Consider the following 19,472-nt stretch of genomic DNA (forward strand, 5'->3'; position numbering starts at 1 on the left):
AAAATACATAAGGGATGTTTAAGGTGTTTGATGTATATAGTCTGAGAAGTCTTCTTTTAGACATAAAAAAGAATCCTCCATGAAAAAGAGGATTCAACAGGGTAAGTAAGAAAAAGAAATATACATGCATGTTCCTGGGGGGGCTACGCTTGTATAATCAACTTATACCCGCTATTCACTGATTGAAACAGCTAAAAACATTTTATAAAAAAATTGATAGTTAACCTATTAAATTAGCCCTATAGATTCTTGAACTACTCCCCCACGGATGATAACCATCGCCTATATATGAAAAGTCATACTTTTCATAGTATCCAACGTAGTCGGTGCATAAATAAAGATTATCAAATCCGGCATTTTTCGTATCTTCTTTCAGCTTTAAAAGAAGTTGCTCACCTAAGGATTTACCTCGATAACTTTCTTCAATGTAAAGAGAACACACCCAGGGCCATAAATCCATTCGACTTATAAAATCGTTGGTGATAAGCCCTGCGCAGCCGATAATTCCTCCTTCGTTTTCTAACAGGTACCAGACTGGAAGACAACTATTTGTGTTTAAGCTATATAATACAGTCTTCGTAAAGCTTTAAATTCTCTTTACTCGCCCACTTACGCTGAGTATATTCAATAGCTTTGTCTTTGTACTCTACCTGTTCTCTAATATTAATAATTCGCATGACAAGGGCTCCTCTATTAAAATTAAATCCATTCTTTTGTATGTTCATAAATGAATTTGATATCGTTTTGATAATGCTCAAGATGCCCTTCGTCTCTCATTTTTTGAAACGCAATATCACCTTCACTAGCTTTTCTTGTAATTGTTTTACATAACCCCTCTAATCGCAGCAATACCATTTGCAAATAACCTTCTTGTAATTCTTCGCCATAAGATTCAAAAAATAATTTCACTCTGCGCTTTCTATCTTGAGCATGCTGTGATGAATTATAATGAATTTTCTCACCTGTTTCAGAAAGATAAAATCTACTCAAAGGGACGCACGTATAAAGAGTATAAGCAATGTCCCAAAGTCTTGGCCCAGGTGCAGCAACATCAAAATCAATAATTCCTATTGGTCTCTCATCATTAAAAATAATGTTGTATATAGCAAAATCATTATGACATAGTATTTCAAATGGTTTAGGCGTGTTATCTATTGATTTCCAGCTGTCATCAAATGAAAAATCACTCACTGAATCATGATAAAGACGGAGCATTTTCCCTATTTCTATCAAAACAGCATCGGACCACATATATTTCTTCAAGGGATAATTACCAGCTTCACCTTCAATAAATGACAAGACCTCTCTCCCTTTTTCGTCAATGCCTAAAAATTTTGGTGCATAAGTAAACCCCTTGTTTTCTAAATGCTTTAATAGCTTATGAAATTTATGACTATCTGATTTTAATTCTCGTCGTACGGTATTTCCCGAGCGGTAAACGTTAGAAACATTCCCTCCTGTTAGTACTTCTTCGTCCTTAAAGCCTGACATATAAATATTCCCCCTGAATATACCCGATTTGTCGTTAATAAGTGAAAGTGATAAAACATTTACCACAATGATATACCTTATTTCACCATCTATTTAGAACAGCCCGTACTTTTCCCTTCATAGCCCATTAATGTTACTTTACATTATAAAAAAAGAATCTTCATTCGAAGATCTTTTTGACTGCTTATTTCATACAAAAATCCGCTAAAAAAGCGGGAGACCGCTACTATGTTAAATCACCAAAAGCCACCGTCTGAGTGGATAATTTGTCCGGTAATCCATTCTGCTTCTTCGCTTGCTAAAAAAACAACTAATTTTGCGGCATCCCGGGGCTCACCAAGTCGACCCATTGGGAACTTCGGCAGTAAATCTTCCTTCAACTTACTGCTCATCCACCCAGTATTAGTTGGTCCAGGATCTACAGCATTAACAGTAATTTTAAGAGGTGCTAATTCAATAGCAACTGATTTAGTAAATGTAGAAACGGCACCTTTGGTGGCAACATAAGCCAAATTGCCAGGCTCAGGTGACTTATCTTGACCTGATACCATATTAATAATTCGACCGCCATGCTTGCCTTCGATTAGACGTGCAAACTCAACAGTTAAAAGACATGTTCCTCTAACATTCACGTTATAATGAGCGTCGAGAACATCAGCATCTATCGAACGAAAATCTACGTCTACAGAATGTGTTGCATTATTTACAAGGATTGATGGAGAACCCAGTTTGGTTTGAACTGTATCAAGCAGTTTTCTTGATGCATCGGGCTGTGATAAATCCAATTCCATCGATTCACATCGTACTCCCAGACTGCGTATCTCCTCAATCAGATGCTTCGACCAATTAAAATCATCCTCATTACAATAATCCATTAAACGATCATAATTTGACCAATGAGTGAAAAAAATATCTGCGCCTTCTTTAGCTAACTCCCTGCATATTTCAGTACCAATACCTTTTGCCCGACTAGCACCAGTAACAATCGCAATTTTATTTATTAATCGCTTCATAAAGCATCTCCTCATGGGAACGCTGAATTTATATGCTCACCAATAGCACACGATTTCAGCAATCCTGTATATGTATATTAATCTATCAAGTTGTAATGAATGAAAAAGGTAATCAAAGTTTAAATGGTATTACAATGTCTATATTCTGCACTCATAGACAGAGAATGACATGCCTTCTCCGTAGCCATCTTTTACTTCATGAACAGTAAGATTGTTAAATCCATTAGAGCTAAGGATACGTTCAAATTCTTCTGAGCCATAAAGTCGAAGAGGGAAATCCATGATCTCCACCTTTTTTGTCTGATTTCCTTGAAGTAGCTCATATTTTATCTTAGTATTCAAAGAGCTCGCTTTTCTATCGTAGAAGCTTTTTTTGTAAACGACGATGATTTCTTTATTAAAAGATACTCTATTTGTTTCAGTCCAATCTACTAGTTCTTCAATTTCACTTTTTTTCTTTATAATCGTTAAAAGTATTTTCCCACACATCGGTTCTAATACTTTCATATTTTGGTCTTTTACAAAGGAAAGATAAAACTCCAGCTCTTTTCTCTCTGCAACGGATTTATCAACTTCGTATAACCTTGTGCAAAGCTCTCCATAGTAATCATCCATTCTTATTTCACCTCACATTAGTAGTTTTCCATACGTGCATTCAACTTTCCTGCTCTATTCTAGTCAATAAGGTAACAGACGGAACAATCGATTACCTAAATAAAATTCAAAAAGGAAATATTTTCATTTTAGAGAAGTGAATAAAGGGCTGCTTTTCATTTTTCTAACACTTAAAAGGAGGTACACAAATGAATGAACAAATACTAAAAATAGATAAAGCAGAGATTTGCACAGAAAGTTTTGGGAACCCTAAAAATCCGGCTATTCTTTTAATAATGGGAGCAATGTCCTCGTTAGATTGGTGGGATGAAGACTTCTGTCTTCGCCTCGCTGAAAGGGAGAGATTTGTTATTCGTTACGACCATCGTGATTTAGGCCGCTCTACCACTTATCCACCCGGTACTTCTAACTATACAATAACGGATATGGCTGATGATGCAATTGGCGTTTTAGATGCTTATTCTATAGAAAAAGCTCATATTGTTGGAATGTCGTTGGGCGGGATGATAGGTCAGATTCTTGCTCTTAGATATCCAAAACGCATAGATTCCCTTACTTTAATTGCATCAAGCATTTTTGGAACTGAGGCGGAAAAATTGCCTCCAATGGACCAGCGTATACTTGATTATCATACAAAAAGTACTTCCATAGACTGGTCAAATCAAGAGGCAACCGTTCACTACCTTGCAGGTGGATGGAAAACGTTAAGTGGAACAAAACCTTATGAAAAGGAAAGAATGTATAAGCTAGCAAAAAGAGAAGCTGCCCGCGCCAAACAGTTGCCGAGTAGATTTAATCATGCTTTACTTCAAGGAGGAGGCCAATATTATGACAGATTGAGTGAAATTAGCACACCTACGCTGATTATTCATGGAACAAAAGATCCGGCACTTCCTTATGAACATGGACTTGCTCTTGCAAAAGCTATTTCTCATGCTAAATTAATAGCTCTTGAGGGTACAGGACATGAAGTTCATAGTGAGGACTGGGACCAAATTATCGAAGCAATTGTAGGGGTTAGCTCTTAAAAGTAAAAAAAGAGAAATGAAGAATTCAAAGCGCTTTTTCAAGAAAGCTTTGGGGTCTTTTCATATTTCAAAATTCCTTTCTTCTACTAGCAGTTGACAAAAACGTTTTCTATAGCAAAGGGTATTTTGTACAAAAGGACCTACATCTTTTCAAGACAGCCTATTTACGATACACTAATAATTCATGAAATATCCACATAAGGGTATTAAAGTAAGAAAATGGAGGCTTTTTATGAAATATTTTAAGGTGTTTTTTTGTTTAATCTTATTACTCCTAGTAGGCATAACCGGCTGTTCTCAAAAAGAAGAAGTTACAAGCATTAATACTGTTGATGTAAAAAAGCTTAAAGAGCGTAGCGGAACTTATGTTGGAAATAATTCTAACGTGGTAGCTATCGTAAGGGACTTGCCTGGAGGAGAAACATTTAAAGAAATTGATTTACATAATAAAACGCTAAAAATAACGTATGGTACTAAAGCGGGCTCTCTTTCAGAAGATGAAACGTTAAAATATTGGTTTGACGGTAAGAATACATTGGAGAAAAACTTTCTTTACAATGCTATTTATTTAGCAATATTAGTGCCTAATGCTCAAGGTTACAGTTTTAAAGTAGACAATCAAAAATTCTCAGTATCTAGAGAAGAAATGGAACAGTTTATTTCTGGCAACATTAAAACTTTACCGGATAGTAATAAATTATTTGATAAAGAAGAAGCACAGCAATTTATAGATGATAATAAAGAAAAGATAAATAAAACAGTTAAATCGGCAGCTATTCGAGAACATTTTTTTAAGAATGTTCCTATAGTAAAAGAATAAAAGGTTGAGACATAACGAAATGAATCCAATCTAAAGATGAACAACTAGTATACATGAGGTGAATCGCTTGTGACACCGCAGTTGATTTCCGTGCAAGGCTTCGCTTTCCGCGGGCGGCCGCTGAGCCTCCTCGTCGCTTGCGCTCCTGCGGGGTCTCACCTGTTCCGCTTTTCCCACAGGAGTCTTCGCCTTGCCCTCCAATCACCAGTCGGAAAAAGCTTGGGTGAATCACTCCAAGCTCTTTTTCCTATAAAGAAAGAACCCTATTATCGCCCCCAGTACAGCTATCACAATACTAAAGCGAATTAGATGAATAATAAAATCATCAAGGTTTAAATAAGTTGTTTCTATTACACCATCACCGACTGATTCAACTTCTTTATATGGAATCACAAAGAAACCTAATGATCCTCCTAAAATAAGGCCGTAGAAAAAACCTTTTTCTATAAATTTCAACAAGAAACTCTCCTCCTTTCAAAAGTGCTCATCTAATGAGTTATAGCACTCTCTATAACTCATTAGATGAGCATTTATTTATCTTCCACAAAAATTATTTAATTATGAATTTTATTACATATAATCTATATATTAACATATACACAAGTTAAAAGGGAGACTAACGTATAGTCTCCCTTTCTATAAAAGTTTAATAACTTTTAAAAATTATATTTAGTTAAACAGTCTTTCAAATTAAATAAAAGCTCCAGAAAGTCACGAAGCAAGGAAGCTTTTCACAGCAGTTAAAAAAGCGGATAAGTTTCCTGCGTGCACCTCATGTCCAGCCCCTTTTATCGTTACTAATTTACAATTTGGAATGCGCTTAGAAACTTCCTGCAATTTATCTTGAGGAATATGGCTGGATCCTCCTCCTATAATGAGAGTAGGTGCAATTATCTCTGTAAGACTTCCCCACCATTTAGGATTGGGGTTGTTTAACTGTTGAAGAATTGAAGGTACAACCTCCCAGTCAAACGGTAAAGAACCAGGAGGTTTGGCAGGAATTTCGAACTTTTCTCCTGTAAAAGGTGGAGGAGTGTCTTCAACAATCAATTGATCTACCCTTTCTGGAAATGTTTCAGAAAAAAGATAGGACACCGTACCGCCCATAGAATGCCCAATCAACGTAAAGCGCTCCAAATTCATGGCATTTACGAACTGAAGTAAGTCATCACACATAAGTTCAAACGTATAGGTGCCGGTTCTTTCACTTCCACCGTGTCCTCGCTGGTCTAAAGCTAAAAATCGATATTCCTTCCCTAATACAGCTGCTACTTCATCCCACGACTCTGCACTCATTCCCAAAGCGTGAAGTGCAATAATGGCGGGTGCCGAAGCTTCGCCCGACTCTCGATATTGAAATGTTAAACCATTCAGTTCAATTTGATTTACTCCCATTTTCAAATTAGATCAACTCCTAACTCAGATTTCACCAATTAAAATCTAGTTTATTAAGGTTCATCTATATATTAGTGAGGGAATAAAGATTTCCTTCACCTCTTATCTTATTAGGAAAGATATGAGATTATTTTATGGATCCTGTGTAATTCTTTAGTCAGCATAATGTACCTAGAGATTCTTACTTTCAATCCCCTTATACTTTAACCCAAAAGTACTACAAGCCAATTGAATAAAAGATTGTAAAGGAAGAGACATAAATTTATCTTTATGCCAAAACATTTGTGTATAAAGAGGCGTATCAACTTTAGTACAAGCCAATTCTTTTAATATGCCTTTCTCTAGCTCTCCTCTTACTACTACTTCGGGCAATATGGCAATACCTAAATCTAGCATAACGCATTGCTTAATAGCTTCTACGCTTACAAATTCAAATTTAGTTGATGTACAAATACCCGCCTCACGAAACAAGTTTTCCAATACTACACGATATGAACATCCTGATTCGGTATACAAAAGAGTCTCATTCTCAAGATCTTCTAAGTAGATTTCCGCTTTATCAGCTAAAGGATGCTGAGGAGAAGCAATAATTTTTAAGTTTTCTGCAACAAGACATTGCGTATGTAGATTTGCATCATGATGCTGAATAGGCTCCATTGTGAAGGCGATATCAAGAGTTCCGTCTAGCAGCTGCGCTCTTGTTTGTGCTTGAGAGTAAATGGGCTTAAAAATCATTTTAACCTTTGGAAATTGATCCTTAAACTCTTTTAATATTGGAGGCAATCTATACGTGCACTGACTTTCAGAAGACCCAATAATAAGTGTACCGGCAGGTTCCTCCACTCCACTTACAGCATTTTTTGCTTCCTTAGTCAGTTGAATCATTTTATCGGCGTACCTTTTAAATTCTCTGCCTGCCTCTGTTAAAACCAAGCGCTTTCCGAGACGTTCAAATAAAGGCGTTTCAAGTTCATTTTCAAGAGCTTTTATTTGAGCGGTAACGCTTGATTGAGCAAAGTTTAAAATTTTAGCCGTATAGGTGAAATTTAAATTTTCTGCAGCTGTTTTAAATGTAATCAGTTGTTTTATTTCGATTTTCCTCACCTCTATATAATCGGGTATTCCGATTGATTCAATCGTAATGTTCATCTGTAACGATCGTTAATTTCATTATAAAATATGGTAAATCAAACCACAACATACTAAATATAAAGAGATAAGGGGAAATCATAATGACCATAAAAAAAGAAAATACAAAAGAATCAATTAGCCTAACGCAAAAAGAAACAAGTGAAAAAAACTTCAAATACTACTGGAATGAAATTATTCGAGCGCTTATCGTAACTAAATAAGTAAGGCTAATCAATTTTATTTTTGGGAAAAGTAAATCCACATACAAGCGTATAAATATAAAAACAATAGCTCGCTAACGCTGACGATATACAGAGTTAGAGAGCTATTAACCTATTCAAGCCAATAATCATGTTTATTGGCTTGAATCCAATCTAAATTCGGCAATATCCTTGTCGTCTTGAGAGATAATGAGTGTGCCTTTTAATGCATTAGCCTGTAGCTTTTTTAGCTTTTCTTCAGCTGGCAAAAGAGGTAATTCATTGTTTTTCCCTTTGCTCCTAACGTATAATTAAGAGTGAATTTACTTGTTCCTTTAGATGGAATTTCTCCTATACTCATGCCAACCCCTAACTTATTGTTATCCATCTTATAAATATTTGAACCAATTGCTTCTTTTACAGCTGATACTAACTCCTTATCTGGTTCTATGCGAATGTTTGTTTTAACAGGATCAGAGAGAGCCATACTATTATTAGACTTATTTTCCATCGTGAATGTATAGTGTAACTCCGTTGGAACGATACGTTTACTCTTATTCTTTTTATCAGGTACTATCATTTCCCCAACGATTTTTTTATCATCGGTTAACATTACTTCCGCTTTTTGTAATTTTAAGTAATCAACATTGTTTACATATTCCGTTTTTGAACAAGCGGAAATGATAGACACCAAACAAATAACAAACAATCCAAGATAGAACTTTTTCATATTTCTCCCCCAAACATTTTTTATCCCACAACAATAAACATATGTTATCATATTTTCTATATTTTGTATTTTGCAATTGTTATATGATATATTGTTAAACGTAAAAACACCAAGGTGCTTTATGTTTCCTTGGTGTCTTTTATTAGTTCTTAAGCGTTTAGTTAAAAAATTAGATTTGGAGGAGGAAAAGATGATACAAAATTTATTTGTTTTTGTATCTAGTAATTTTCTTCTACAAAACGTATCGCTTTGTTTAATTCTGAAGTTCTTAAAACGACTTCTTTATCATTAAAAATAATAAAGAAAGGGCTGCCTTCTACCTTTAAGTGTGGATATTGATTCTTTGCTTCTTCCAAAGAAGAAAAATATCGAACCTGCTTTAAGCCGCTTATTTCCTCAAAATGGTCGATGTCTTCTCCTACTGCCAAAATAGAATATTCTTCTCCATCTGACAATAACTCTTTAGGTGGAGAATCCGCATATTGTTTCTTCCAAGTTAAACTTGAGCATGCTGCACATAGAATAATCAAAAATAAAATAAAAGATAAGCATAACCCTTTTTTCATAACATCCCTCCTTTTATTCTAGCTATATTTCAAAAGAAAAATGATACAATATCTTTATTGACGAGAATACAAAAACCACGCAGGCATCTCTGTGTTTTCAATTAGCAGCACTTGTTTATGCTTAGGGTCACCTTTAATAGCATAAACAAAATCCCCATTTTGTGTTTTACCAAAGGCTCTAAAATATTTCTTAGAGTCATACTTTGTTTGATCAGCCATCTCCACGCACTCATAATTTCCATACGTATCACTTAAAAGCTTTGTGTTAAACATATTCTCATCTTTCGTTACATAAAACTTATCGTAAGAAAAGAACAAAAAATATATACTTAACACCCCTATAATTGTTATACAGCTAGCTAAGCCCCATCGAATTTTTTTATTCACTTTCGACCTCTTAAAATTTTATTTGCTTTACTATAAAAGTCTATTACGCGAACTTTCCAGGCTCCTCCACATAAAAATCCACATAACCGCAGCTTGAACAAACATAAGGTATTAACTCACTGCAATTGTAATTGTTATTTAATACGCTGCTCGGTGTTTTATTTACACCTACTGTACCAGGTGATGATTGAATACGAGCTTTGGTTAGAGTTGAATCACATTTAGAGCACTTTTGGCTTTGCATACATATCACCTCTCTATTCCATAACATCATTTCTATTTTCTACAGTACATGTTTGTTAGCTTTAAAATTGAAAATCAGCCATATAACTTGAAGAATCAAAGGAAAAATAAATGCAATCAGCAACACTATAAATGCGAACAATTTCAGCTCTAGTGTTTGGGTAACACCCGCTCCATCCACTTCTCTTGTCCAGACAACAGCTGTTCCTACGACGAAAAGTATGATCCAAATTATATTAGCTATCCACCAGGAAATCCATCGTCTTTTCACATCATCACTCCTTTCAATTTAAGCTGCATCTTTCTTTATTAATTCCCAGATAAGAGCAATGGTAGAAATAGCTCCACCTACCGCAAAGAGATAAGAAGAAAACGGTATTGTTTCATGCATGAATAAACCTCTTATTCCATAAAAACACAGGATAATAGTGCCGATTAAACCAATCATAAGCCGAATATTTTTATTGATTGTTTTCTCCCCCTTTAGGCTTCTCTTTGCACCTGATCCTTTATCATAAGTCCAAATATAGCGAAGAAGTTTAATACAACCAGCAATCCATAATAAAAGCCAAGCCCTTCAAAAAATAAAGAAAGAATGGGAAATATTATAGTTTCAAAGCCAAACAACATAATAATAAATCCAATTCCTTTAGCGAGCTGCTTTTCATCCTTAGGTGTAAATATCTTTCCATATCCAGCAATAAAATTAGTACTACCTTTTTTCCATACACGTTTCCCAATATAAATGATTAAACAGCTTACTAGACTTATAAATAATAATTTCAACACCAGACATTACACCTTCTTTACATACTTTAATTTAACATATATAGTACATTTTACCATAATCAATAAACAAATATTATGTATTAAAGGTGGACTCACAAAATACAACACTGTAAAATATATACATACTAATTTTGGAGGTTTTTGTTTGTTAAACTTATGCTTAGAGCTGGGTGAGTAAGCTTCCTTAATGAATGTGTGCATAAAGGAAGCCCCATTTATGGAGTATAAAAAGCGGTAATTTAGCAAGTTGATAGGAGACTCTAAATGGATATCTTAATTAAACAAGAACTCACTGAAGAATATAATGAAACTGAAAAAGTTGTGAAAAGCGCCTTTTTAAATGAAGAATACAGCGATAAGAAAGAACATTTACTTGTGAAACGAATTAGGAAGTCAGATGAATTTATTCCTGAACTTTCACTAGTCGCATTAAATCCGAATGCAGTAGATATTATAGGCCATATTCTTCTATCTAAAATAACAATTATAGATGGCGATAACGCTACCGTTTCTTTAGCACTTGCTCCAGTTTCAGTTGCACCTCAGTATCAAAAACAAGGAGCTGGGAGCCAACTAATACACGCTGCGTTAAAACGCGCAAAAGAGCTTGGTTATCATTCAGTAATTGTTTTAGGGCACAAAGATTACTATCCTAAGTTTGGATTTAAACCAGCTAGCTCATGGAATATATATGCTCCATTTGACGTGCCTGAAGAATTTTTTATGGCCATAGAGTTAACAGAAGGATCTCTAAAAAATGTGCAAGGTGTTGTACATTACTCAAAATCTTTTTCAGAGTAAGCACTAAATGATTAATTAGGTTTTACGTAAAGGCTGCCTGGAAAATAATTTTATAGTATTTTCTATGGGCAGCCTCTTTTTTACTTACCTGATATTATTAAAGCGGTGGATTTTCCACACCTAAATGAACCCAATCTTCTTTTGGAGGCCCATAAACTCCAGCAGGTTTTAGGCCTGCTTGACGCATAAGAATGGTAATTTGACCTCGGTGATGAACAATATGTTTGATTAGTCCCATTAAGATTGTGGCATTGGATTGGGTTCTTCCAAACGCTTCTTGCGTATGTTCTAAAGATTCATCTGTCCATTGCTGTTCGATAATTTTAGCAGCATGAGAACTTACATTTTTAAAGGTTATAGCGATTTCCTGTGCTGAAGATGGAACGCTTGCTGTACTTTCAATTCTGTCTATACTTAATCCGAATTCAGTTAGGTAATCTGGAATATTTGTTGTAAAATGCCAAGCAATTCTCCCTAACGTACGCCCTTCAGGATACACTTGTTGTTTCAACGAATCATCTGTCAAGCTATCTAAAACTTTTTGAGTCAGCATGGCTTCGTTGTTCCATTCTTTGATAAAATCTGAAATGGTATTATACATATAAAAGACCTCCCAATATAAATCTAATCTAAATCAATAACTAAATAATATCATAGAAGAAAAATAAGTTGGCTTATTTACTAAAGGAAGGAGACTTTATGTTATTTAAAGCTACCGCTCAAAAAACTGTTGTTTATCCTTTATTACTTTTAAATACTTTATTACTCATTCAAGCAGTTCAACATAAAGAACTTGTCTTTTTACACCTTTTGGCTATCCTTTGCTTGTTTCTTTCCCTTTTTCTCCGATATGAATTTCAGATAGACAGAGATACTTTAACCTATAGAATATATATATTATGGTTTAAAGTATATGCAAAAACCGTTAAACCCAGGGACATTAAAAGAATTGTATTTAAACGGTTAAGTTGGAAATCAAAATTAGCAGTAGTAAAAGTAGAAAACGGGTGGAATATGCGAATAGCATTATTTAATCCACCAAATGTTTTTAAGGAATTAGAAACATTTGCACATGAATATGATGTAGATATTCAAAAAACAGCAGATTATTAAATTCTAGAGAAAACATCTTGAATGTCACTGCGTTTTGGATACATTAAACTCTATGTAAGTTAGGCCGTATAATCAGCGTTATTCATTTCTAATCAAGCTGCTTTTGGACCTCTCTAGCGCTACAAAGCATTAGTAAAGAGGTCCTTTCCTAAACACCTCCAAGTTAAACACTTTGTCCTCCTTCCTCACATCAACCCCAAGTCCTACATAAAAATAGGCTTCAAGGGCATTCTTTTTAACATTATTTGGATATATAATTCGTATATAACGCTTTTTAAGAGGTGATGATTCTGTATATATCAAAAAAGGTTGGCATTTTAAGCTGGTTTGCTACTTGCTTGTATTTTTTAGTTGAACCTTTCTTTATTTTGACTTCAACTGCTCCCTACAGTTTTTTACATCACGCAATGAGTGATCTTGGTGTAACTTCTTGTGGAAACTACACCTATTCAATTGCACCTCATGAAATTTGCTCTCCTCACCATTTCTGGATGAACGTATTGTTTATTATAAACGGATTGACACTTTCAATTGGTGTTTTGTACATTTCACAAAACCTAAAGAAAACGAGAAAAAGCCAACTAGCAACAGCTTTTATTCTTATATTAGCTTTAGGTAATATTGTTTCAGGCTTTATCCCGGCTGATATTAATTTATTTTGGCATTCAATACTTGCTCAGCTTGGCATGGTTACTGTTTTAGCTGGTCTTTGGATGTATGCATCATCTTTAAGCAGCGGCAAGTATTGGACTTATGGCTGCTTAGTCTCCTTACTAGTCATCCTTATACTCATTATGCTTGTATTTTTTGTTCCTATGCCTACCGGTCTGCTGCAAAGGTTATTCTATTTAGTAATCTTTATATGGGGCACCGTGCTTTCCTTTATGTTAAACAAATAATCCACTATCACTCCGTTTCATATGAGCTTACAAGACTATGTTAAACTAGCCGGAATTTCAAATAGCAAAAAGTCCATAGAGGCATTCCCTATGGACTTTTTGCTATTTTGTTAAATAAATTCTCTTAATAATTCTTTAGATTTCTTTCCGCTAAAACCAAAATAATTGCCAATAAGTTTGACGTATTCTGTGTAAGTAACTTTTCTATTTAAAGCAGTTTCCCACCATCTCTGTGGATTATAATAACGACTTCCACTAGAACAATAGGTTAATTGTATTTGGGTATCCTCAAATTCTTTATTAAAGTTTTTTTCTACCCTTTTCATATGATAGTTTGAAGAAACAACGATAGCAGATTGAAAGTGATAGTTCATCATTAGCTTTTTTGTAAATTTAGCATTTTCCGTAGTACTTGTAGCGTGATTTTCTAATATAATTGAACCCTCAGGTATTCCAGAGTCTTTGGCTTGATGATAAAAATTATTCTCTTGACCATTCGAAAGGATCAAATGAGACGCATATCCTTTTTTATATAATTCAATTCCTTTCTCCAGTCGATCATTATCACCACTTAACACAATAATCACGTCAGATTTTACAGGCTTTTCGTTCACTACAAGCTCTTTCCCGGCAAACAGGAAAAAAACCATCCCTAATCCCAGCATGAATATACTGATCTTTACTCTTTTACCTTTAATTTTTTGCATATAGACCCTCATTTAAAAAGTTCACTTCATATCGTATCATAAAGCTCAATATTCATAAAAATAAAAAGGTAATCTTCAAAAAAATTTTGCGCGCTGCAAGTAATCACAGCTTTTATATAAAAGTTAGAAGGTAAAACTTTAACAAACATTCTTTCTAAATATTTTCGTTATGATAGCTGTTCAAGTATTTGTAAACCTTGGAGCTGTCACGGGTCTTCTTCCTATTACCGGTGTCCCCCTACCTTTTATAAGCTTTGGAGGTTCTTCGCTGACATTGTTAATGCTTGCTGCAGGAATACTTACCAATGTTTCGATGTTTACCACATACACTCAAACCTATCAAAGCCACTCAATGGAACAAGCTTATATAAGGAATGTTTAACGTTTGAATGGCTAACTGGTGGCTATAATAAAAAGTCCTGACTATATATCAGGACTTTTTACTTTATTTACATAAATAATAATCAAGCAGCTGCTTAGAATTGCTGTGTTTTTTACTAGTAATCTATTAGAGGATAGATTTACTTCCTAAATAACGAGGTGCCCAGTAAGAATTGCTTAACGATGCAATAGTTACACCAGTTGAACTTCCAGCATGAATAAACTGCCCGTTTCCAATATAAATTCCAGCGTGTGAAGGACCTCCAGTAGTATCGAAGAATACGATATCTCCAATATTCGGAGTAGATGTACTTTTTCCTGACTGATACAAGGTGGCTACTGTTCGCGGTACAGTTACTCCACCTCCATTTTTAAATACATAATAAATGAAACCACTGCAATCGAAACCATTTGGAGAAGTTCCGCCCCAAACATATGGCACCCCTATGAATTTTTTAGAATAAGCCACAATATCACTAGCTGTCGCTTGCGTTGAACTATTAACAGTTGAAGAACCAGTGGCGCTAGTAGATGCGTTATTTAAGGCATTTAAAGTAGCTGGACCTACTATTCCATCCACAGCTAAGCCATGATCCCGTTGGAAATTCATAACGGCAGTTTGAGTAATTGTGCCAAAATAGCCTGTTGGTGTGGCGTTAAAGTAACCTTTTTCCTTTAACAGCTGCTGTACTTTTTCAACTTCATTACTAGTCATTCCATATTTCAGAAGTGTACTGCTTGTAACCGCACTTGTTGAATTAGCTATTAACGCTTGATATGTATTAGGTCCCACCATTCCATCAGCGGTTAAACTATGAGAACGCTGAAAGCTTAGAACTGAATCTTTTGTAATTGAACCAAAATAGGCAGTCGAAGTAGCTGAAAATATGCCCTTCTGTCTTAAAACATCCTGTAATTCTTTTACGTCTGGATCTGTCATACCTTCTTTTAATAGCTTGTCCCCTAAAGCTGCATGGCTTATTGTTGGTAAAACAATCAATGATGAGCATAAAGCTAATGAAGAAATTATCTTTTTCACTAAGTATATCCCCCGATGTTATATTTTTCTTGTTCTTGACTATAAAATTTTAGCAGGGAGAAATAGAAAAGAAACAACCTATTTGTGAATTTTTCGTGACAATTCTAAAAATCACTTGATTTATTAGGAGGTAATTATTTGTTTTGTCATATAAAGTATAAATATACTTATAATGGTTAAAGTTACTATTCTTTGACCTTACTGTTTTACGTATATACCGCTAAATCTTTCATACAATAAAGCACCTTTTTATAATTGTGAACATAAAAAAGAAAAATAGAGGCTGCATGGTAAAGGATAGGGGGAATAATGTGAGCAAAATAGCGGGTTTGAAGCGCCGATTTAAATACTTACTTATTAAACTATTACGATTAAAAGATCATTCACATAAAGTTGCGCTAGGTTTTAGTCTAGGTTCTGTTGTGAACTTTGTTCCTACCTTTGGATTTGGCCTTATACTATCCGTAGGTTTAGCTAAATTATGTAAAGGAAACAGCATAGCAGGACTCATTGGTGGAATGTTTTTTATGTGGGCCTTTCCGTTGATGTTTTACTTGAATACAGTAGTTGGAGGATATATATTCCCAATCGATCTTGATCAAACTTTACTTCAGAATACAGATGAAGATTTAGATAATCGACTAGAACTGGGAGCAAAAGTAGGAAAGAATTTTTTAACAGGCATGATTCTTAACAGCTTCTTATTTGGAAGTATACTCTATATTGCTAGCTACTATATTATAAATCAGTACAGAGGCTTTCTCTTACACTACATCTCTAAAAAGTGGATAGTAAAAAAACCGTACTAAACAAATGGATTATTAGCTTGATTTCAACCTTTATTTCTAATTGTAAATCAATATAATTTATATAAAAAAACCATTAACCTGAACATTTCTTCAAAAGGCATAGAGGTAAATTAGCCCATAATTGATACCTATGGTTATCAATTATGGGCTGAGGTACAATCTTTGTTTCTGTTTTAAGATAAATATGGAGGAAATACATTGAAAGAGAGCTCTGTCTATTTTTTTTCTTGAATATCAATTTGCTGCATGTGTTCTAATGTACTCCTTTCAATTGTATATATCATTTACCATTTTTTATCATAACGATCGATAGTAAACCTAATATATTTTTTTCTTTGTAAGAGTACATTCAGTTTAAAAACTTAAAAACAGTAAAACAGCTCCACGTAAAAATAAGTAGCCATACTATGATAATAATTGAACCCACAACCCAATTTTTAGGTTTTTCATTTTGAATGAGCTCTTCTGCTTTTATTGTGCAGTCCTCTATTACATTTTTAGGTATCATCTTTAAAGCAAGCATAATTCCTAAAGGAACAATGATTATATCGTCAATATAGCCTAAAACCGGTATAAAATCAGGAATTAAATCGATTGGACTGAAGGCATATGCAACCACACAAGCAGTAAATACTTTGGTATACCAAGATACTCGGTTATCTTTATAAGCTAAGTATAAGATAAATAGCTGCTTTTTTAACTTTTTAGCCCACAACTTTAATTGGTTAAGCATGTTTCCTATTCTCCTTATGGACGGTTTAATATAATATGAAAATCGGTTTTATTTTTTGTTTAAATGCATGTTTCTTTTATGAGTAAATTCAAAACTATACGAATAACTGATTAATGCAGTCATCTTGATTTGCAGCTAGTTTAGGAACAGCTCCAACAGGAACCCAATAATAGAAAAAGATTAATCCTGCATCTTCCCCTTCAGAATTCACCTTATATTCCCACCGTTCTGCCGTTTCTTTTTGAACTTCTAAATGAAAAACATGTCGTTCATGATACTGACTTTTACTTTCATGATGATAGACGTATGTTTTTATTTTGTTCACCGATAAAAACTCCACTAATCCAGATTCTTCTTTGACCTCCCTATATAAAGCTTCTTCAATTGTTTCTCCCTCTTCTACAGTACCTGCTGGAACTTGAACTCCTGCTTCTGGATAATCTCTATGTTCGCAAACTAGTAACTCTGTATAGGGATCATTGAATCTAGTTATGTAAGCCATAACTTTTGTTATCATCGTTTTACCCTGCATGCTTGCTTCCTCCTATATATAGATACTAACCGTGCAAATTTCTTCATCAGCAAACAAACTTCTTTAGCTCTCAAGAATAAATCAGGCATATTTTATTACATCCATTTTAATTGCAAAAGAATTAGTCTCAGTGTTGTCATAATAAGCTGCTTTTACGGAAGGTTAACTGGTATGGGAATTGGAATAGTTAGTTTTGCTATTCTGATAAGATCTGTAATCATCATATCAGTAAGTGAAGTAATAGGAAAAGGCAAGAATCAGATTGATTCTTGCCTTTTCTGTCTTTATTTTCTTTCAAGAGAAGGTTCTGATACATTTTCGTATTCTGTAATTTTACAGATGCGATTTTCATGACGCCCCCCAACAAATTGAGTTGATAACCACGTCTTCGCGATTTCGCGGGCTAAACCTGGCCCAATTACTCGTTCCCCCATGGCTAAAATGTTCGTATCGTTGTGTTCACGTGTCATCTTAGCTGAAAAAACGTCATGAACGAGTGCGCAACGAATTCCTTTTACTTTGTTAGCGGCAATACTCATCCCAATCCCTGTACCGCAGATTAAAATTCCAAAATCGGCTTCTCCATTCGCTATTCTTTTGGCAACTGGAATCGCATAGTCCGGATAATCGACTGAACTGCTGCATTCGCAGCCTAAATCTTCATATATTATGGACATTTCATCTAGCAGATTGATAATCTCTTTACGAATGTTTATTCCGCCATGATCTGAAGCAATTATAACTTTCATAAGATTACTCTCCTCATTCATCTATAGTCTTAATTAAAATTCTAATGATTTTTGAGTCTCTTTTCCTGATACGTTATTTCCTAGAACAATCCTCAGAACACTTCCCGTACCATGTTTTAACCCCTTCAGAGTTGTCTACATTCTCAATAACTTTCCCACATACTTGACAAACGATAGTTCCCTGTTTTACATTGACCTGCTTATTCATAGCTATTTCCTCCTTTTTATTAGAAAAATTCGTTTGTATTCAAATACATTTCTTTAAAGACAAATTCGTTTTATCTTTAGTTTGATAAACCATTGTATGATAGAAAAGATGTGCTTAAGCTAGAATGGTATCCAGTAAGCTGTATTTATCATCATTACTAGATAACTTCGAACGAACTTTTTCAATATCTACATTGATTAAGTCATTTTCTTTAATTCCTACGGCCCTACCAGAATACCCTTTAAGTAATAGTTCTACTGCTGTAATCCCCATTTTACTTGCTAAGATACGATCAAATGCGGATGGCTGCCCTCCTCTTTGGATGAAACCTAATATACTCGTCCTTACGCTGATATCTAATTGATCCTCAACATATTTTTTCAGGTCTTGAATATCGTATATGTTTTCAGTAATTAGAATTAGGTTATCTTTTTTGCCACTTTTGATTTTCTTGTTCAGCTTGGAACATATCTCTTCAAAACTTAATTTTCTTTCCGGTGTCGAGATAATTTCTCCAGCTCCCGCTAAAGCAGAGTACAGGGCTAAATCTCCGCAATATCTTCCCATAACTTCTACAATCGTAGTCTTTTCATGAGATAAATCTGTATCCTTAATTTTACCGAGACATTCTAATATCGTATTTAATGTAGTATCAAATCCAAGTGAATAATCTGTGTAAGATAAATCATTATCAATCGTTGCCGGTATACCAATGACATTTACACCTAACTGATGTAATTTTCGTGTTCCTTTAAAAGAGCCTTCACCGCCGATTACTACTAAATGATTAATTCCATAATCTTTTAATATACTTAAAGCTTTTATTCTCCCCGACTCTTTCATAAATTCTGGGCACCGGGAGGTTTTTAAAAATGTTCCTCCTTTATCCGCAATATAGTCTACATCCGTAGAGGTTAATCTATAAAGTTTACCTTCTATTAAACCTTGGTAACCACCCTCGATTCCCATTACCTCCATGTTGTGATAAACAGCTGTTTTTACTACTGCTCGAATAGCAGCATTCATTCCTGGAGCGTCTCCGCCACTTGTTAAAACTCCTAGCTTCATCATTGTCATACACCCCTGTTATTCT

29 protein-coding genes are annotated in these 19,472 nt (G+C 34.6%); 7 read left to right on the plus strand and 22 right to left on the minus strand.

Annotation, left to right across the window (positions count from 1 at the left end):
• Positions 1-220: 220 nt before the first annotated feature.
• The 4 genes from ACMX9J_RS23185 to ACMX9J_RS23200 form a co-directional block, all read right to left on the minus strand.
• Complete coding sequence (locus ACMX9J_RS23185; RefSeq protein WP_416226262.1) at positions 221-526, minus strand: GNAT family N-acetyltransferase; 306 nt, start codon at positions 524-526, stop codon at positions 221-223.
• Positions 527-699: 173 nt separating this feature from the next.
• Positions 700-1,491: a phosphotransferase gene (locus ACMX9J_RS23190; RefSeq protein ID WP_416226241.1), complete on the minus strand. Its 792-nt coding sequence runs from the start codon at positions 1,489-1,491 to the stop codon at positions 700-702.
• A gap of 236 nt (positions 1,492-1,727) precedes the next feature.
• A complete protein-coding gene (locus ACMX9J_RS23195; RefSeq protein WP_033578569.1) occupies positions 1,728-2,504 on the minus strand; it encodes an SDR family oxidoreductase in 777 nt (258 codons plus the stop codon).
• A 138-nt stretch (positions 2,505-2,642) separates the two neighbouring features.
• On the minus strand, positions 2,643-3,119 hold the full coding sequence (locus ACMX9J_RS23200; protein WP_310877334.1) for a hypothetical protein: 477 nt from the start codon (positions 3,117-3,119) through the stop codon (positions 2,643-2,645).
• A gap of 188 nt (positions 3,120-3,307) precedes the next feature.
• Between ACMX9J_RS23200 and ACMX9J_RS23205 the strand changes: the two genes are divergently transcribed.
• Together ACMX9J_RS23205 and ACMX9J_RS23210 are read left to right on the plus strand one after the other, a co-directional pair.
• Positions 3,308-4,147 (plus strand): alpha/beta hydrolase, encoded by an 840-nt coding sequence (locus tag ACMX9J_RS23205; RefSeq protein ID WP_328141934.1) that lies wholly within the window; start codon positions 3,308-3,310, stop codon positions 4,145-4,147.
• 232 nt (positions 4,148-4,379) lie between these two features.
• Entirely contained in the window at positions 4,380-4,967 is a 588-nt protein-coding gene (locus ACMX9J_RS23210) for a DUF4825 domain-containing protein (protein WP_047751274.1), read from the plus strand.
• On the opposite strand, the gene ACMX9J_RS23215 is transcribed toward ACMX9J_RS23210, so the two are convergent.
• From ACMX9J_RS23215 to ACMX9J_RS23260, 10 genes are all read right to left on the minus strand, one after another.
• Positions 4,951-5,172 carry a hypothetical protein gene (locus ACMX9J_RS23215; protein WP_047751883.1) on the minus strand — a complete coding sequence of 74 codons (222 nt, stop codon included), beginning with the start codon at positions 5,170-5,172 and terminating at the stop codon, positions 4,951-4,953. The two genes, ACMX9J_RS23210 and ACMX9J_RS23215, sit on opposite strands and share 17 nt — an antisense overlap.
• A gap of 23 nt (positions 5,173-5,195) precedes the next feature.
• Positions 5,196-5,426, minus strand: coding sequence for a hypothetical protein (locus ACMX9J_RS23220; RefSeq protein ID WP_034265079.1), 231 nt, complete (start codon positions 5,424-5,426; stop codon positions 5,196-5,198).
• Positions 5,427-5,678: 252 nt separating this feature from the next.
• Positions 5,679-6,368 carry an alpha/beta fold hydrolase gene (locus tag ACMX9J_RS23225; protein ID WP_080974246.1) on the minus strand — a complete coding sequence of 230 codons (690 nt, stop codon included), beginning with the start codon at positions 6,366-6,368 and terminating at the stop codon, positions 5,679-5,681.
• A 165-nt stretch (positions 6,369-6,533) separates the two neighbouring features.
• Positions 6,534-7,457 (minus strand): LysR family transcriptional regulator, encoded by a 924-nt coding sequence (locus ACMX9J_RS23230; RefSeq protein WP_034265115.1) that lies wholly within the window; start codon positions 7,455-7,457, stop codon positions 6,534-6,536.
• A 483-nt stretch (positions 7,458-7,940) separates the two neighbouring features.
• The gene (locus tag ACMX9J_RS23235) at positions 7,941-8,423 is read right to left on the minus strand and encodes a hypothetical protein (RefSeq protein ID WP_416226242.1); all 483 of its coding nucleotides are present in this window, start codon (positions 8,421-8,423) and stop codon (positions 7,941-7,943) included.
• Between the two features lie 218 nt (positions 8,424-8,641).
• Positions 8,642-8,989 carry a hypothetical protein gene (locus tag ACMX9J_RS23240; protein ID WP_416226243.1) on the minus strand — a complete coding sequence of 116 codons (348 nt, stop codon included), beginning with the start codon at positions 8,987-8,989 and terminating at the stop codon, positions 8,642-8,644.
• 54 nt (positions 8,990-9,043) lie between these two features.
• The gene (locus tag ACMX9J_RS23245; RefSeq protein WP_047751279.1) at positions 9,044-9,376 is read right to left on the minus strand and encodes a hypothetical protein; all 333 of its coding nucleotides are present in this window, start codon (positions 9,374-9,376) and stop codon (positions 9,044-9,046) included.
• Between the two features lie 43 nt (positions 9,377-9,419).
• Positions 9,420-9,620 (minus strand): hypothetical protein, encoded by a 201-nt coding sequence (locus ACMX9J_RS23250; protein ID WP_416226244.1) that lies wholly within the window; start codon positions 9,618-9,620, stop codon positions 9,420-9,422.
• 39 nt (positions 9,621-9,659) lie between these two features.
• The gene (locus tag ACMX9J_RS23255; protein ID WP_416226245.1) at positions 9,660-9,890 is read right to left on the minus strand and encodes a DUF3923 family protein; all 231 of its coding nucleotides are present in this window, start codon (positions 9,888-9,890) and stop codon (positions 9,660-9,662) included.
• A gap of 212 nt (positions 9,891-10,102) precedes the next feature.
• The gene (locus ACMX9J_RS23260) at positions 10,103-10,408 is read right to left on the minus strand and encodes a hypothetical protein (protein ID WP_416226246.1); all 306 of its coding nucleotides are present in this window, start codon (positions 10,406-10,408) and stop codon (positions 10,103-10,105) included.
• A 264-nt stretch (positions 10,409-10,672) separates the two neighbouring features.
• Here ACMX9J_RS23260 and ACMX9J_RS23265 point away from each other — a divergent pair, with 264 nt between their 5' ends.
• Entirely contained in the window at positions 10,673-11,209 is a 537-nt protein-coding gene (locus ACMX9J_RS23265; protein ID WP_099330808.1) for a GNAT family N-acetyltransferase, read from the plus strand.
• 97 nt (positions 11,210-11,306) lie between these two features.
• On the opposite strand, the gene ACMX9J_RS23270 is transcribed toward ACMX9J_RS23265, so the two are convergent.
• Positions 11,307-11,810, minus strand: coding sequence for a DinB family protein (locus ACMX9J_RS23270; RefSeq protein ID WP_028413883.1), 504 nt, complete (start codon positions 11,808-11,810; stop codon positions 11,307-11,309).
• A gap of 98 nt (positions 11,811-11,908) precedes the next feature.
• Here ACMX9J_RS23270 and ACMX9J_RS23275 point away from each other — a divergent pair, with 98 nt between their 5' ends.
• On the plus strand, positions 11,909-12,322 hold the full coding sequence (locus tag ACMX9J_RS23275) for a diguanylate cyclase (RefSeq protein ID WP_416226247.1): 414 nt from the start codon (positions 11,909-11,911) through the stop codon (positions 12,320-12,322).
• 284 nt (positions 12,323-12,606) lie between these two features.
• On the plus strand, positions 12,607-13,221 hold the full coding sequence (locus ACMX9J_RS23280; RefSeq protein ID WP_033578556.1) for a DUF998 domain-containing protein: 615 nt from the start codon (positions 12,607-12,609) through the stop codon (positions 13,219-13,221).
• 110 nt (positions 13,222-13,331) lie between these two features.
• Here ACMX9J_RS23280 and ACMX9J_RS23285 read toward each other — a convergent pair whose 3' ends face one another.
• Positions 13,332-13,928 carry a YdcF family protein gene (locus ACMX9J_RS23285; protein ID WP_416226248.1) on the minus strand — a complete coding sequence of 199 codons (597 nt, stop codon included), beginning with the start codon at positions 13,926-13,928 and terminating at the stop codon, positions 13,332-13,334.
• Positions 13,929-14,088: 160 nt separating this feature from the next.
• Here ACMX9J_RS23285 and ACMX9J_RS23290 point away from each other — a divergent pair, with 160 nt between their 5' ends.
• Positions 14,089-14,310, plus strand: a complete 222-nt coding sequence (locus ACMX9J_RS23290; RefSeq protein ID WP_372454480.1) for an FtsW/RodA/SpoVE family cell cycle protein — start codon at positions 14,089-14,091, stop codon at positions 14,308-14,310.
• A gap of 126 nt (positions 14,311-14,436) precedes the next feature.
• Here ACMX9J_RS23290 and ACMX9J_RS23295 read toward each other — a convergent pair whose 3' ends face one another.
• Positions 14,437-15,348 (minus strand): peptidoglycan-binding protein, encoded by a 912-nt coding sequence (locus tag ACMX9J_RS23295; protein ID WP_028413887.1) that lies wholly within the window; start codon positions 15,346-15,348, stop codon positions 14,437-14,439.
• Positions 15,349-15,659: 311 nt separating this feature from the next.
• Here ACMX9J_RS23295 and ACMX9J_RS23300 point away from each other — a divergent pair, with 311 nt between their 5' ends.
• A complete protein-coding gene (locus ACMX9J_RS23300; RefSeq protein ID WP_028413888.1) occupies positions 15,660-16,157 on the plus strand; it encodes a DUF2062 domain-containing protein in 498 nt (165 codons plus the stop codon).
• A gap of 349 nt (positions 16,158-16,506) precedes the next feature.
• On the opposite strand, the gene ACMX9J_RS23305 is transcribed toward ACMX9J_RS23300, so the two are convergent.
• The 5 genes from ACMX9J_RS23305 to pfkA all read right to left on the minus strand — a co-directional run bounded on the left by ACMX9J_RS23305 (position 16,507) and on the right by pfkA (position 19,450).
• A complete protein-coding gene (locus tag ACMX9J_RS23305) occupies positions 16,507-16,890 on the minus strand; it encodes a YkvA family protein (RefSeq protein WP_028413889.1) in 384 nt (127 codons plus the stop codon).
• 94 nt (positions 16,891-16,984) lie between these two features.
• Entirely contained in the window at positions 16,985-17,422 is a 438-nt protein-coding gene (locus tag ACMX9J_RS23310) for an NUDIX hydrolase (protein WP_416226249.1), read from the minus strand.
• A 284-nt stretch (positions 17,423-17,706) separates the two neighbouring features.
• Positions 17,707-18,171, minus strand: coding sequence for a ribose 5-phosphate isomerase B (rpiB, locus tag ACMX9J_RS23315; RefSeq protein ID WP_099330801.1), 465 nt, complete (start codon positions 18,169-18,171; stop codon positions 17,707-17,709).
• Positions 18,172-18,244: 73 nt separating this feature from the next.
• Positions 18,245-18,379: a GapA-binding peptide SR1P gene (locus tag ACMX9J_RS23320; RefSeq protein WP_107917869.1), complete on the minus strand. Its 135-nt coding sequence runs from the start codon at positions 18,377-18,379 to the stop codon at positions 18,245-18,247.
• A gap of 114 nt (positions 18,380-18,493) precedes the next feature.
• On the minus strand, positions 18,494-19,450 hold the full coding sequence (gene pfkA / locus ACMX9J_RS23325; RefSeq protein WP_325075761.1) for a 6-phosphofructokinase: 957 nt from the start codon (positions 19,448-19,450) through the stop codon (positions 18,494-18,496).
• Between the last annotated feature and the right edge of the window lie 22 nt (positions 19,451-19,472).

The organism is Priestia sp. RMT2NF4, from assembly GCF_047872835.1.
Lineage (GTDB): Bacteria > Bacillota > Bacilli > Bacillales > Bacillaceae_H > Priestia > Priestia zanthoxyli.